This window comes from Eionea flava, assembly GCF_055393785.1.
On the sequence record NZ_AP036018.1, the window covers coordinates 2,499,054 to 2,514,201 of the forward strand.

Annotated in this window: 10 protein-coding genes and 1 riboswitch; of the genes, 6 read left to right on the plus strand and 4 right to left on the minus strand. The window is 42.3% G+C overall.

Going from position 1 to position 15,148, the window contains the following annotated elements; all coding sequences use genetic code 11:
- Nucleotides 1-60: 60 nt before the first annotated feature.
- From ACZ5O6_RS10835 to ACZ5O6_RS10845, 3 genes are all read right to left on the minus strand, one after another.
- Nucleotides 61-858 carry a helix-turn-helix domain-containing protein gene (locus ACZ5O6_RS10835; RefSeq protein ID WP_464283513.1) on the minus strand — a complete coding sequence of 266 codons (798 nt, stop codon included), beginning with the start codon at nt 856-858 and terminating at the stop codon, nt 61-63.
- A gap of 575 nt (nt 859-1,433) precedes the next feature.
- A complete protein-coding gene (locus ACZ5O6_RS10840; protein ID WP_447091543.1) occupies nt 1,434-2,210 on the minus strand; it encodes a siderophore-interacting protein in 777 nt (258 codons plus the stop codon).
- Between the two features lie 87 nt (nt 2,211-2,297).
- Nucleotides 2,298-2,666, minus strand: a complete 369-nt coding sequence (locus ACZ5O6_RS10845; RefSeq protein ID WP_447091542.1) for a DUF2750 domain-containing protein — start codon at nt 2,664-2,666, stop codon at nt 2,298-2,300.
- An 84-nt stretch (nt 2,667-2,750) separates the two neighbouring features.
- Nucleotides 2,751-2,951: riboswitch (cobalamin riboswitch) on the plus strand.
- Nucleotides 2,952-3,233: 282 nt separating this feature from the next.
- On the opposite strand from ACZ5O6_RS10845, the gene cobW reads away from it, so the two are divergent.
- The 6 genes from cobW (at nt 3,234) to ACZ5O6_RS10875 (ending at nt 14,128) form a co-directional block, all read left to right on the plus strand.
- On the plus strand, nt 3,234-4,346 hold the full coding sequence (gene cobW, locus ACZ5O6_RS10850) for a cobalamin biosynthesis protein CobW (protein ID WP_447091541.1): 1,113 nt from the start codon (nt 3,234-3,236) through the stop codon (nt 4,344-4,346).
- A 21-nt stretch (nt 4,347-4,367) separates the two neighbouring features.
- Nucleotides 4,368-8,486 (plus strand): cobaltochelatase subunit CobN, encoded by a 4,119-nt coding sequence (gene cobN / locus ACZ5O6_RS10855; protein WP_447091540.1) that lies wholly within the window; start codon nt 4,368-4,370, stop codon nt 8,484-8,486.
- Between the two features lie 5 nt (nt 8,487-8,491).
- Entirely contained in the window at nt 8,492-10,003 is a 1,512-nt protein-coding gene (locus ACZ5O6_RS10860) for a cobyric acid synthase (RefSeq protein WP_447091539.1), read from the plus strand.
- A gap of 25 nt (nt 10,004-10,028) precedes the next feature.
- Nucleotides 10,029-11,174 carry an aminotransferase class I/II-fold pyridoxal phosphate-dependent enzyme gene (locus ACZ5O6_RS10865; RefSeq protein WP_447091538.1) on the plus strand — a complete coding sequence of 382 codons (1,146 nt, stop codon included), beginning with the start codon at nt 10,029-10,031 and terminating at the stop codon, nt 11,172-11,174.
- Entirely contained in the window at nt 11,174-11,821 is a 648-nt protein-coding gene (bluB, locus tag ACZ5O6_RS10870) for a 5,6-dimethylbenzimidazole synthase (protein WP_447091537.1), read from the plus strand. Before ACZ5O6_RS10865 ends, bluB begins: the two co-directional genes overlap by 1 nt.
- 372 nt (nt 11,822-12,193) lie before the next feature.
- Complete coding sequence (locus tag ACZ5O6_RS10875; RefSeq protein WP_447091536.1) at nt 12,194-14,128, plus strand: methyl-accepting chemotaxis protein; 1,935 nt, start codon at nt 12,194-12,196, stop codon at nt 14,126-14,128.
- Nucleotides 14,129-14,221: 93 nt separating this feature from the next.
- Here the strand turns inward: ACZ5O6_RS10875 and cobM are convergent, their stop codons facing one another.
- A complete protein-coding gene (cobM, locus tag ACZ5O6_RS10880; protein WP_447091535.1) occupies nt 14,222-15,034 on the minus strand; it encodes a precorrin-4 C(11)-methyltransferase in 813 nt (270 codons plus the stop codon).
- Nucleotides 15,035-15,148 lie beyond the last annotated feature (114 nt).

Below are 15,148 nucleotides of genomic sequence, written 5' to 3' on the forward strand. Positions count from 1 at the left end.
GGTTCAGCCGAAAAGAGAAAAACACAAATAACTTTTTGTTATGAAACTTGCAAAATCACACTATCTAACGCTATTACGATATTGGCTTGGAGAACAGCCCACCTTTTTAGTAAAAGTGTTCGTAAATGCGCTTTGACTTGAAAAACCTAGAGAAAAACAAATGTCGGTCAAGTTTTTATTCGTATTGCCCAGTAAAAACTTAGCCACTTTAATCCGCTCTAAAATAAGGTATTGGTGCGGCGATATACCTGTTTTGTCACGAAATTTTTGATAAAAATGACTCGCGCTCAAATCACATACCTGAGCCAGCTCAGACACTTGAATTTTTTCTGCGATATGCGCATGAATATACTGTTGAATAACATTAAGATCTAATCGGTCACCGTGAATACGCTGCTCCACCGCTGATGAGCTGCCAGATAAACGGTTAGATAAACTACGAAGAACCAACTCCGCAACGAGTGGCTTAAAAGAGGGGTCGTCTCCATATGCTTTTATTTCATTCGCCAACGAAAACAGCATTAAATGCATTTGCTGATCTATCGAAAAATATCGCCTCGAATCGAATAAGCGACGCAAATCGTCATCACTATCGCCATGCAAGCTATTGGTTTCTATTAAATCTTTACCGACATCTAATAAAAAAACATTATTCTCGTCGTCGCCACAGAAGCTATGCTTTTCATTAGAAGGAACAATACAACCGGAATAACCATCGACTTTTCCTCCCAACCCTTCGATTTCAAACTTTGCCTCACCGGCAATACCTATAATAATTTGGTGATGCTCATGCTTATGAGAATCTGCTTGCACAGAAAGGTGAGATGTTCGCGCTAAGATGTCGTTGTTTTGTATCATAATAGTGATGTTGACGAATTAAAAACAACATTCTCCGGAGTATGAATGACGGTGCAAAATGCACGACGTGTTTTTCTAAGTCTTCACTAAGCCATCTTACGACGCCTTAGCTATGAATAAAGTTTAAAAGATCAATCTCTACATACGTTAAGATAATACGTTAAACCACACTCTTTCAAGTAAAAAATACTTAATATTACAATCAGCATCACTCTTTAATACTTTTAAAGAATATTGGGAAGTAGTTATATAACAAAAACGAGAGAAACAACACAAAACGCACCAACCTGTTGCACTTTCGCGTACATTTGACAAATAAAAAATACAGACCCTATATTTTTTATCGACACATAAGCGGCACTTACTTTCCGCAGCACAACTAAAATCTCTCAATACAAATTATGACTGTGCTATAACTTGGCTGCATTACAAAGAAAATTTGTTACCAATCAAAATAACTGTGTAATATTTTGGTGTTAATACCGCTACTGACAACCACCTATTAACGATTAGAACAAATCACCCTATACACTATAAAATTAACAGGTACGCCGTAATAAAAAGTACGGATTTTATTATTTTTCGGCATCCATTTTTTTTGCTTTTTTATGCTCTTCGTCACTTCCACCTAACTTCCAATAACTACTGATATACAACTTTTTACTATCAACCTCTTGTTCGTGCTTAAAATATTTTCTCAATTGCTTCATCACGCCAAACTCTGTTGCCGCCCAAACAGCAGCGTTACCCGGTTGCCACGGCAACGCTTTAACAGCGTTAGCTAACAAGCATTCATCAGATGACGGATGAGAATTAATTACCCAATGAACCTGCATGCCGCTTGGTAACAATGGAAGTATTTTATCAGCTTCACTTAACACTTCGATGACAACATACCCCTTTGCAGACGCGGGCAATTTTTCAAGATTAACACTAAGCGCTGGTAAAGCGGTCATATCGCCCACCAAAAAAAACCAGTCAGCATCATGAGAAATTATTTTGGCTGGACCGGGGCCATCCATTGTTATTTCATCACCTATGGCACAATGCTGCGCCCAAAAAGAGGCCGGGCCTTCATCGCCATGTAAAGCAAAATCCACCGTTAGCTCTCGCACAGCCAAATCAAAATGGCGAATAGTGTAAGAGCGCACACGCGCCTTTTCATCCAGCGCGCCACTATCACTTGGATAAACTTCATTCTGACTCATTAGAAATCGTAACTTAATATACCCACTCTCAAAGTCTTCGGGAAAGCTAGCTAAATCTTCACCCGAAAAAACAATCCTTAACATATTGGGGCTTATTAGCTGTTTACGACTAACAAAAATTCGACGTATCTCTCTAAGCGACATAATTCATTCACCTTAAAATCAAAAAGGGTAGTAAAAAAATAGTAAACTTTTGCGTAAGCCTCAGATTCCTAAGGCAACCAGAAACGCCTAAGACAAATAATCACTTTCAAAAGCATGGAGGATATCTAAAGGTTCGTATTCTGCACCTTCTAATTCAGCATTCCAATTAATGCCTACAAGTACCACATCGCTATGCATCCCTGTTAGCCAATCATCCATAAACTCTTCTAATGATATCGCCACAGCCTCATGTCCTGCCCAATCATCTCCCGCATGTACTGCAGCAAACTCTGGCTGTGACCAAAAAGGCATCACGCTTGCATCGGCGTATTTCTCTGATGCTGACAATGCCCAACTACCATCACTATGCTGCAAGCCCCACACACAGCCAGTATTGACCGCCTCTTCAAAAAACAGGTGATAGTTTTCTTCATAATTACTGGTCAATTCAGACATACATCGCTCACTTTTAATCAATACTATTTGTAGGGCAACAATTATACATCCTAAGTGCATTCTCTTCTGTGGCTATTTTATTTACAATAGCCGTTCGGTTATGGTTCTCGTGATGTATTAACGAAGAGATTAATAGGGAATGCCCGTTGGCAGCTGTCCCCGCAACTGTAATAAGCAAGCTATTGGTTAATACCACTGGACTTTTGAACGTCTGGGAAGGTAGTAACCGTATTTTTTAGCATTTGAGCTTAAAGCCAGTAGACCTGCCATAACCGTGAACAACCTGATGGTCGGGGTGTGCAATCAAGGTTATAGTCGTGCAGTCTTTGTTGACGTTGCGTCAAGTAGATGTGTTTATTACATCTATTTTTCACACATAATGTATTATTTTATATAAGCCTAAAATAATCATACAAACAGCGGCTATCTCCTGCCTATCACCAACGAATCATCATTTATTTAAAGTGCCTCTATGCATATAACATCGAAGCACATGGCGTTGCGACACCGATAGAGTGTTAGCGCTGCCTATCACCAACAACACACCATGATCGAAGGAAGATAGTTATGCAATTACACAAAATACCTGCCACTGTGGTTACTGGATTTTTAGGCAGCGGAAAAACCACGCTACTATCTAATGTCTTAAAGCAAGCTAAGGGCAAACGTATTGCCGTTATTGTTAATGAATTTGGTGAACTTGATATTGATGCCGATGTATTACGCAACTGCCCTCTTGACTGCGAAGACGACGATAAGGACAGCGATGCAACAAGCACAGCAAATAATAACAGCAACGGCATTTATGAGCTCGCCAATGGTTGCATTTGCTGCACAGTTGAAGAAGAGTTTTTACCTGTCATGCAAGAACTGGTTGCGCGACGCGATGACATTGATCACATTTTGATAGAAACCTCCGGCCTCGCCTTACCTAAACCATTAGTACAAGCCTTTAATTGGCCCGACATCAAACAGCACTGTACTGTTGATGCAGTTATTACCGTGATTGATGGCCCTGCTGTTGCAGCCGGGCGATTTGCTCATGATACCGATAAAGTTCAGGCTCAACGCTTAGAAGACGACAGTTTAGATCATGATCCTAGCCTGCAAGAGCTACTCGATGATCAGCTTAGTGCCGCTGACCTTGTGGTCGTCAGTAAAAATGATTTGCTCACCGACAGTGAGCGCAGCACGGTTGATGCAATCATTGGACACAAAGTACCTAGCAGTGTAAAAACCGCCTATATTAATCATGGTGATGCCCCCCTAAATATGCTGATTGGTATTGAGGCTGCTACAGAAGATAGCATTGAGCACGTACACAATCATCATGATCACCACCATGCGCACGGCGAACATCATGATCACGCACACGACCATTTTGATTCGTTTGTGATCACCTTAGGCGAGATGGATAGTGAAAAACTACAAACCATTTTGCAGCGCCTGCTCAACACATACCGCATTTATCGCGCTAAAGGATTTATTGCCATTCCCAATAAACCGATGCGACAAGTCTTACAAGCGGTTGGCACACGTATTGATACGCACTTTGATCGACCGTGGGCAAGCGGCGAGGCGCGTAACACACAACTGGTTTTTATTGGTAAAGCCATCAATAAAGAAATAATAACCGCAGAACTGTTACCGGCCCTTAGTGCTGTAACAAATGCTAAATAGCCATAGCGCTGGAAATTTGTTTTGCATTTATTAGCCGCACAGCCCGGAGGGTTTACCGACGACGAAGGAATTATTGATCTTGGGCAATCCCCGGGTGACATTGTTCTTTTATCGGCAGCCGATAGCACGCTGGCAGGCTTAGCGAATGTCGCTGAATCACTGCCCCCTCACTATCCTGCTGTACGCTTAGCCAATTGGATGCAATTACTGAAGCCCGCCGCGCTAGATTTATATCGCGACAAAGTACTTGATCATGCAAAAATCGTCATTGTTTCTCTGCTCGGCGGTGAAAGTTATTGGCAATATGGCGTTGAGCAATTATGCCAGTGGGCGACAGAAAAAAACCATGATCACCAACGCCAACTTATTATTATCCCGGGTGATGATACACCCGACGAACAAGTATTTTCTCTCTCAACGGTCGAAAGAAATATATCAGTTAACGTATGGCGATATTTACGTGAAGGCGGCACAACGAATCTTCAGCACCTCTACTATTTTTTAGCTGACCAATTAATAAAAACCGGGGATGAATGGGAAAATCATTGGGCAGAACCTCGTGCATTACCACGATGCAGCCTTTATTTTTCTACCAAACTATTTTCTACGACATGCACTTCCATACCAAGTTCTTCAACACGAAGCTCTTCAATACCCACAAGTAAAAAAAGCACACCGCGGTTAACATTCGATGATTGGCTGGATCATTGGGACAAACCTAAAGAAAACCAAACCGAAAAAAACACGACCCCCGTGTGCGCCATCATTTTTTATCGAAGTCATTTACAGTCAGCCAACACCACTATGTTTGACAAGCTAATTAGTACGGTGGCGGAATATAATTTACGTCCGCTACCTATCGCGGTTAACTCGCTAAAAGATACGGCATCCTTAAATCTTATTAACGATTGGTTAGCACGCAGCCAAACACACCTTATTATCAACACGACCGGTTTTGCGAGTCACACCGTTTCTAGCCCTGATTTATCATCAGAACCCAGCCAATTTTCTTCTCCTTTTGATCGTAACATTCCCGTACTACAATGCATTTTGTCGAGCTCGACGATCGACGACTGGCATTCTTATAGCCAAGGTTTGCGCAGCCGTGACATTGCGATGCAAGTTGTATTACCCGAAATGGATGGCCGCATTATTACTCGCGCTATCAGTTTTAAAGCCGAGGCTTATTTTTCTGAACGCTGTGAAATTTCAGTCGTACGTTATGCTCTGCATCAAGAACGCGCACAGTTTGTCGCACAACTGGCTCAGGCTTACACAAGGCTCGCCACCAAAAAAAATAATGAAAAACGCATCGCGTTTATTTTAGCCAACTACCCCACTAAAGATGGGCGCATTGGCAACGGCGTTGGCTTAGACACACCGGCTTCAACTATCGCTCTGCTTAATGCGTTGAAAACCAGCGGCTACCCTATTGACAATATCCCTAACGATGGCAATGCACTTATCACCGAATTACTGGGAGCAGTAACCAATAATCCCAATACTCTGCACCAGCGCCCTTGCTGGCAAAGCATGAGCCTTAGCGATTATGCACACTATTTTTCTAAACTACCTGACGATTGCCAGCAAGCCGTTGTTGAGCGCTGGGGAACCCCCGAGAGCGATCCTAAATATCGTAACGGGCGCATAATGTTGGCGGGTATTCGGCTTGGAGAAACATTTATTGGTATTCAGCCTGCTCGTGGTTTTAATCAAGATTTGCTCGCTAATTATCATGACCCCGATCTCGTCCCACCCCATAGTTACCTCGCTTTTTATTTTTGGTTACGCCATTGCTATCAAGTCGATGCGGTTGTACATGTGGGCAAACATGGCAATCTAGAATGGCTACCCGGCAAAGGCGTCGCACTGGCCGATACCTGCTGGCCGGATATTGCACTTGGGCCGATGCCACACTTTTATCCCTTTATCGTGAATGACCCCGGTGAAGGTGCACAGGCAAAACGTCGCACACACGCCGCTATTATCGATCACCTTATGCCGCCCATGACGCGCGCAGACACCTATGGCGCAATGGCCGAGCTCGAAGGTTTAGTTGATGAATATTACCAAGCCTTAGGCATGGATACGCGACGTGAAGAATGGCTACGCAATGAAATTTTACGCCTAGTAAACGATACACATCTGCGAGAAGAATTACCCATAGCCGATAACTCTGCAGATGATGAACAAGCGGTTTTATCCAGCCTTGATACCTATTTATGCGATATTAAAGAAGCACAAATTCGTCACGGCCTGCATATCCTCGGCGCGCTACCTAATACTGAAAAATTGACAGACACGATGGTTGCCTTATTGCGCTTACCGCGCAGTACATCAACGGCTGATAGTGTCAATTCACAAATCCATCAACAACATGTTTCGACTGCCTACAGCCAAGGAATTTTACATAACTTAGTTCGCGACCTGACCTTATCGATTAATAAAAGCGGTGAGTTGTTTGATCCATTAACCGCCTCTGTGGACGCGTGGCTTGGCGATAAACCATCGTTACTGGCTAACGTATCGAGTGAATCATGGCGTACCAGTGCTGACACCCGTGAACGCTTGGAAATATTAGCCGCTCTCTGTGTTCGTTATTACGTGTTAGGCGATACACATAGCATTAATACCGATAGCTCCGGCAACACTAACGACACCGATACGATTGAAGCGCTACTATTAACACTGCCACAGGCACTTCCTACTACTTTTTTGCAGCTTGATTATGCAAAATCGACATTATTATCTGCCTTAGAAAAAAGTGCAGAGCAAGAAATCAGCGCTCTACTTAATGGCTTAAAAGGAGAGTTTATTCCCCCCGGCCCTAGCGGCGCACCAACACGCGGACGTCTAGATACCTTACCAACAGGACGTAATTTTTTCTCCGTAGATAATCGCTCGATCCCTTCACCTGCAGCATGGGCGATTGGACAGCAATCAGCACAGGCGCTCATTGAACGTCATCTACAAGAACATGGCGATTATCCCAAACAGCTAGGTTTATCCGTATGGGGAACCGCTACCATGCGTACCGGTGGTGACGACATTGCACAAGCTTTTGCCTTAATGGGGATTAAACCGATATGGGCAGCAGGCTCCCAGAGAGTTGTCGATTTTGAAATTATGCCGAGCATGCTAATGAACCGACCGCGAGTCGATGTCACACTGCGCGTGTCCGGTTTTTTCCGTGATGCATTCCCCAATGTGATCGCTCTATTTGATGCCGCTGTTTTAGCCTTAGCCGAATTAGACGAACCGGCACAAGCGAATACCATTCGCCAACATATTGAAAAAGATCAGCAACACTATATCGATGGTGGAACAGAGCCATCACTCGCACAACGTCATGCCAGCTACCGTGTGTTTGGTAGCAAGCCCGGCGCTTACGGTGCAGGCTTGCAGGGCTTAATTGATGAGCGCTGCTGGGAAAACGCTGACGATTTAGCCGAAGCCTATATCAACTGGGGGGGTTATGCTTATGGCCGCTCGATTAACCACAATGTACATGCCGACAACCATCCATCCGCACCGAATAGCCTCAGTGGCGGCATCGAAGGTGTTGCAGTCAAAGCCGTCTTCGAACAACGCTTGCGGCAGATCGATACGATTGCGCACAATCAAGATAACCGCGAACATGACCTTTTAGACTCGGATGACTATTACCAATTTCAAGGTGGCATGACCAACGCCGTAACAACGCTATCAGGCACAACGCCAACGGTTTATCATAACGATCATTCCAACCCTAGCAAGCCCGTTGTTCGTACACTAAAAGAAGAACTAAATCGCGTGATTCGCTCACGTCTGCTCAACCCGAAATGGATTAAAGCCATGCGTGAACACGGCTATAAAGGTGCCTTTGAAATGGCCGCCAGCGTGGATTATTTATTTGCCTACGATGCCACAACTCACATGATTGACGACTATCAATATGAGCAGGTGGCAAACGCCCTTGTCTTCGATCCCGATAACCGCGCCTTTATGGAAGCCAATAACCCCAGCGCCCTTGAAGAAATGGCGGAACGCTTGCTCGAAGCCACACAGCGTGGCCTGTGGGAAAACGATAACGGCTATGGTGAAAAATTACAAAATCTATTACTAGATATCGATGCACAACAAGAGACGCCTTCGCAGTAAGCACTATGAAACAATCATTCTCCTTAATGGTACAAGGCACAACATCCGATGCGGGCAAAAGCATTATTGTCACCGCAATTTGTCGTATTTTAGCGAGGCATCAACAATCGGTTGCGCCCTTTAAACCACAAAATATGGCACTGAACAGTGCGGTAGCCAGCGATGGTGGTGAGATTGGCCGAGCGCAAGCAGTACAAGCAGAGGCCTGCTACCTAAGCCCATCGATATTAATGAATCCTATTTTGCTAAAACCCAATAGCGATCTGGGCGCACAAGTGATTATTCGCGGCAAGGCTATCGGCAATATGAAGGCTCAAGAATATCACCGTTATAAGCCTGAGCTTTTGAACACTGTCATCGACACCCACCAACAGTTACGTGAAAAACACCAATATATTATTATTGAAGGTGCCGGTAGCCCCGCCGAAATTAATTTACGCGAGCATGACATTGCCAACATGGGATTTGCTGAGGCGATAGACTGTCCGGTGATCATTGTCGCTGATATTGATCGCGGCGGTGTATTTGCTCACTTATATGGCACCTATGCATTACTCAGTAATAGCGAAAAAAAACGGGTCAAGGGATTTATCATTAACCGTTTTCGTGGCGATGTAAATTTACTCACGCCGGGCTTAGACTGGCTGCAAGAAAAAACGGGCGTACCAACACTGGCGGTCATTCCTTATTTGCATGATTTACATATCGAAGCTGAAGATAGCATTAGCCAAAAAACAACATCGACTCAACACAGCCAAGAACAATTACATGTTGTTGTCCCCATTTATCCTCGCACCAGTAACCATACAGATTTCGATGCGCTCATTCATCACCCCTCTATTTTTTGCCAATTACTAAAAGATCCGAAGGAATTTTCTGGCGCAGACCTTCTAGTATTGCCGGGTAGTAAAAATGTGCGCGGTGATTTGCAATGGCTGAAAGACAGCGGATGGGAAGCCATTATTCAACGTCACCATCGTTTAGGCTGGAAAGTCATTGGCATTTGTGGTGGCTACCAAATACTAGGCCATTGGGTACATGATCCAGACGCGATCGAATCAACCGCAGGGTCAACACAGGGGCTGGGCTTACTGGATATAGAAACAACACTACTCGACAATAAAACGCTACGTAACGTCACTGGATATTTATGCCCAGCGTCTGAGAATGAAAAAAATACGACCGTAAGCGGATACGAAATTCATGCTGGCATCACAACCGGCGAATCAACCGCAACGCCGCTGTTCTCTTTAATCGAAAAAGACACTAAGCAACCGTTTATGGATGGTGCATGCAACTCGGATAACACCGTGATAGGCAGCTATTTACACGGTTTATTTGATAGCGATGATTTCTTGAATCATATTATTCGTTGGGGTGGAGGAAAAACCGATACCACATTTTGCTACCAAGACTTTAGAGAGCAAGAAATTAATCGGCTAGCAGATGCCGTTGAAGCAGAATTACCTATTGAGACTATTTATCAATTACTAAAAGGCAGCAACTCACTGCCTTAACAAAAAAGTGTTAACCCAATATTTTATGAACAATAAGAAAGAAAGCGACCTACCCTTACATGGCGGCGATATTGTCAGTGCATCTATGCGCTACCACATTCCTATTGATCAATGGGTTGATTTGTCGACCGGCATTAATCCTGAACACTATCCTATCGATAGTGTAAACATTAATGACTATTGTCGACTGCCTTATATTAGCCATGATTTTTATACGGCGGCACAAAACTATTATTTACCAAACCAGCTAAAAAACTCACTGCTCGCCGTTGCGGGTACACAAGTAGCCATTCAAACATTGCCGCATTTATTAACCGATCACCCTGTTTTAATACCCGATATTGGTTATCAAGAACACCGTTCACATTGGCAAAAAAATCATTCAACGATTATCAACTATCCTGCTGAAACCTTATCTATTTCTACGGAGTTTATTGAGAGATCCATCGAAAAAAATAAGCGACAGCATCTTGTTATTATTAATCCGAATAATCCTAGCGGTGTGGTGTTTAATAAATTACAGCTAATCGAATGGGCAAAAAAAATAGACCGCTCAGCCTATATAATTATTGACGAAGCCTTTATTGATAGCACTCCCGAAAATAGCGTGCTCACCGAATCACTTCCCAGTAATATTATTGTATTACGCTCTTTTGGAAAATTTTTTGGCTTAGCAGGCATTCGTCTCGGCTTTGTTTTTGCTTGTTCATCATTAATTCAATCGTTACAAGAGGCTATTGGCATATGGCAAGTCAATGGCCCCGCTCAGGCATTAGCGATTGCTGCACTCAACGACACCCCGTGGCAGCAACGCATGATAAAAATCATCAACGATAATGCCTTGCATACACAACAATACTGCCAACCATTAACACAAATAAGTGAAAAAATTGTACATAGCGACTTATTTTCCAGTTACTTTATGTCTACAGATAAAGCGCTGACCATTAACCAACACCTAGCACAACACGGAGTGCTAACACGTGTCGTTTTATTTGATAAACAACCAGAAAAAATAACCAACACAGCTCCCGTACTTTTTTCAAAAAAAGACAATAGCAGCAATGCGATATTACGTGTGGGAAGAATATCCAAAAATGATGCATTCGCAACCAATAAGCTATCGCAATCATTAAACAGCCTATTAAATATTCATGGAGTGTTATCATAATGCGATCACCACATAGCTATAGCGATAGTGAAAAAGCGACTATCAACAAAGTCATGCGTGAGCGACGTGATATTCGCCATTTCAACAAAGAAATGATTGATCGCGACTGTTTTAACACCATCCTTTCCGCTGCACATCTCGCCCCCAGTGTTGGCTTAATGCAACCGTGGCGTTTTATTCACATCACCAACTTTGAATTAAGAAAAAAAATTCACCAACTTGTCGACACTGAAAGGCAATTAACTGCGAATGCCTTAGGTGAAAAAAAAGATGAATTCTTGCGATTAAAAGTGGAAGGGATTTTACAATGCTCTGATATTGTTATCGCCGCACTACCCGATAAGCGCGAAGAACATATTTTTGGACGACGTACGCTACCCGAAATGGATTTAGCCTCGCTGTCTTGTGCCATACAAAACATGTGGTTAACTGCGCGTGCTGAAGGTATTGGCATGGGCTGGGTATCATTATTTGAACCTAAGACTCTAAAACACTTGCTCAGCATGCCTAACGATAGCCATCCTATTGCCATTTTATGCATCGGCCATGTCGATCAATTCTATGAAAAGCCCATGCTAGTAGAAGAAAAGTGGGCAAATGAACGCCCTCTCAATGAATTCATTTGCGAAAACACATGGAAATACTAAAAATAAATTTATAAAAAAATACAACATTAGTTTTTTTCATGAAAAAAAACAGACAGTTGAAAAAAGCTCATTTGTAAAAAAATAACGAAAAAGCCTACCAAATTCAACACTTTTAGCATTCACTTGCAAAATACTACTGCTTCTTGCATTAAAAAAATAATTAATACGCTAAAAAAACAATATTTATAACCATAAGTAACTCTTTCATAATAATTTTTCGTTATGAATAGCTTTCCGTGAAATGTGGATCACACCTATTTTGTGACTACACTTGTATTAGGTTTATTAATAACCGCTATTAATTGCCGTGTAATTAATCATACACAACTATAGTGACTCCTTAACAAGTCTGGAAAGCAAAAAGTAAATGCTATGAACATACAAAAACTACGCAACGTTCTACCAAATATTAACTGGCGCAGCCCATTTAATTTTTCATGGAAGCAAAAGCTTATTATCGTTATTGCTATATCGCTTATTGGTTTAGTGGTTGTTGCCGGATCAGCATTCAGCGGATTAAATAGCGTTAATAACAGCTTTAAAGTACAAAGTGATGCCATTGATTATCAAAAACGCTCACTAACGTTCGCCAATGACTTTTTAGTCGTTGAATCCAAAGTTCAAACTCTCAGCGCTGACACCGCAGAATCATTCTTGGGTGATGTAGCAACATTATCAGGCAATGCTAGCATTATGCGTGATAAAGCACAGGCTCTAGGATATCAAGGACTAATTTCTGCTTCAGAAAAAATTGTTATTTTATCGGAGAAATATTTTACGATTAGAGAAAACTGGGCAGAAAACCGATCAAAGCTTGGCTTTACCTCTAACGATGGCATGAAGAGCAAAATTAGTACTTCTGCTGCCAATATGAAAAAAGTCTCTTTCTCTATGATCAACAAACCCATTAACGGCATCATCGATGCTCAAAAAGAATATTTGGTCAGCCAACAGGCCGAGCAAGAAACCATTATTGATGAATTTGTTAATGAACTAGAGCAAATTGTTATCTCTATGGACTGGCAAGAAATCGATACCGGTAAATTTATTAAGCAGTATCGAGAAGACTTTGAAATTGTTCGAGCTTTAGTCAACAAAGATAATGAAATTACAGCACCCATTGCAGAAATTTCCTCTCAACTGAATCAAAGAATTAGTGAGCAAAATAAATTTTTAGACGAAACAGTCGTTACAAAGCTAATTAACAATGCAAACAGCGCACAAGAAACGGCAAAAAACATCATGATGATTGCTGCTTTTATATGCGGGATTATTACTTTACTCAGCTTAGGTGCCATCGCAAGACAACTCAATATTCAATTAAAACATATGCAGGCTTTTCTTAAACAAGTGGCTGAGGGTAACTTTTCTGAGCAGCTTGATGTTAGCAGTAATACCAAAGATGAATTTATGCAACTACGTGGTGCGTCTAACCATATGGTCAGTGATATTTCGAATGTTATTTCTAAGGTCGTTGATGGTAATGAAGCTCTACTAGAAGTTCGCTATCAGCTTAAAAAAGCTGTTGAACAATTGGGCGTAACCAGTGAAGAGGTCGAGCAAAAAACTCAACAATCAACCGTGGCCACACAGCAAATTTCTTTAGCCGTTAATGATGTCGCCAAGCGTGCTGTCGAAGTCAGTGGCATCGCTCAGTCTGCTTCCAAAGAAGCGGATACTGTCGAAAAAGTGATTAACGGCAGCGTTCAGTCAATGGGGGATATTGCAGACCTAATTGAAACCACACATGAAGAAGTGATCAACCTTACTAAGTCTAGCTCCAAGATGTTAGGTATTATTGATGTCATTAATGGCTTAGCCGATCAAACAAATTTATTAGCACTCAATGCGGCTATTGAATCGGCCAGAGCCGGCGAAGCTGGCCGAGGGTTCTCGGTAGTAGCCGATGAGGTACGCGCACTGGCTCAAAAAACAGTGGGGGCGACGAGTAACATTGGTGAAATAATCAAAAGCTTTAGTGATGAATCTAAAAGAATGAGCGGATTAATGGAGAAAGGGATGAAGCTCGCCTCACGCGGACAAGAAAGTTCCAATAATGCTATGGAGTCTTTTGAATCGATGCAAAATTCTATACAGCAGGTTGCTTCAGAAATGGATCAAGTAGTGGTTGCCGTTGAAGAAATATCACAAAATACCAATGAAATATCGACACAGGTAGAACTTATTTGTGAACAAAGCGAAAGCACAAAAAATACCCGTCACGATTTAGAAGAACACACACAACACTTATCAGCCCAAGCCAAAACACTGGGTAAATTAACTAGCCGGTTTAAGTTAGCAGAATAAGGCCTCTCAATAAACCTAGTGATTATATATTGAGAAAAATAAGCCATAAACACTAAAGCTATTGCGGCTTCCACCGAAATAGCGTTAACAGTACTACTTTAAACTGGGATGCGCTGTTTTACTATGTGCATCTCGCTTAGCGTTCGGCTTTACTTTAGGACGATAAACGTGCGCTTGGTTTTCATCATAAAGATACGAATCTCTAAACTCATCCGTTCCCAACACTGCCCCCACTAAAATGAGTGAAGTACGTGTAAATTTTTTCTCTCGTACTTTAGCCACAATATCACTTAACGTACCGACCACTTTATCTTGATCAGGCCAGCCTGTGCGATAACACACCGCGACAGGGCAGTGCTCGCCGTAGAAGGGAATCAATTCTTCAACGATTTTATGAATACGAGTAACACCTAAATGAATGGCTAATGTCGCGCCCGATGCCGCTAATGCGGGCAAACGTTCTCGTTCAGGAAAAGGGGTTTTGCCTTCATAGCGCGTCATAATAATGGTTTGCGATACACCCGATAAAGTCAGCTCTTTACCTAACCATGCGGCAGATGCGGAGGTAGCACTCACACCGGGGATGATTTCATAATCGATACCGCGCTGCTCTAGGCGGCGAATTTGTTCACCAATAGCACCATAAAGTGAAGGGTCACCCGAATGTACACGCGCCACATCCAAGCCCTTCGCTTGCGCATCATCAATTAACATCATAATTTCATCAAGGTTGATACTTGCGGTATCCACAATACTTGCTGCTGTCTCTTCTACATCAGCAAAAATAGCACGCGGCACTAAAGAGCCCGCATATAAAATAATCGGGCATTTTTTTATCGCATGTAATGCTTTAATCGTAATAAGCTCCGGATCACCCGGGCCCGCACCAATAAAATAAACTTTCATCTTCTCACTCTTTAACAATTGTACTTACGAATTAAACAAAGCATGCTTTATGTACTATCGATGTGTAAATAACGAGTGTATAGGGACATATTTACAACGTATTTCATAAGGTTA

Excerpts from the sequence above, each read along its gene's own strand:
- ACZ5O6_RS10835 (WP_464283513.1), bottom strand. The coding sequence starts at position 858 with ATGATACAAAACAACGACATCTTAGCGCGAACATCTCACCTTTCTGTG.
- ACZ5O6_RS10840 (WP_447091543.1), bottom strand. The coding sequence starts at position 2,210 with ATGTCGCTTAGAGAGATACGTCGAATTTTTGTTAGTCGTAAACAGCTA.
- ACZ5O6_RS10845 (WP_447091542.1), bottom strand. The coding sequence starts at position 2,666 with ATGTCTGAATTGACCAGTAATTATGAAGAAAACTATCACCTGTTTTTT.
- cobW (WP_447091541.1), top strand. The coding sequence starts at position 3,234 with ATGCAATTACACAAAATACCTGCCACTGTGGTTACTGGATTTTTAGGC.
- ACZ5O6_RS10860 (WP_447091539.1), top strand. The coding sequence starts at position 8,492 with ATGAAACAATCATTCTCCTTAATGGTACAAGGCACAACATCCGATGCG.
- ACZ5O6_RS10865 (WP_447091538.1), top strand. The coding sequence starts at position 10,029 with ATGAACAATAAGAAAGAAAGCGACCTACCCTTACATGGCGGCGATATT.
- bluB (WP_447091537.1), top strand. The coding sequence starts at position 11,174 with ATGCGATCACCACATAGCTATAGCGATAGTGAAAAAGCGACTATCAAC.
- ACZ5O6_RS10875 (WP_447091536.1), top strand. The coding sequence starts at position 12,194 with ATGAACATACAAAAACTACGCAACGTTCTACCAAATATTAACTGGCGC.
- cobM (WP_447091535.1), bottom strand. The coding sequence starts at position 15,034 with ATGAAAGTTTATTTTATTGGTGCGGGCCCGGGTGATCCGGAGCTTATT.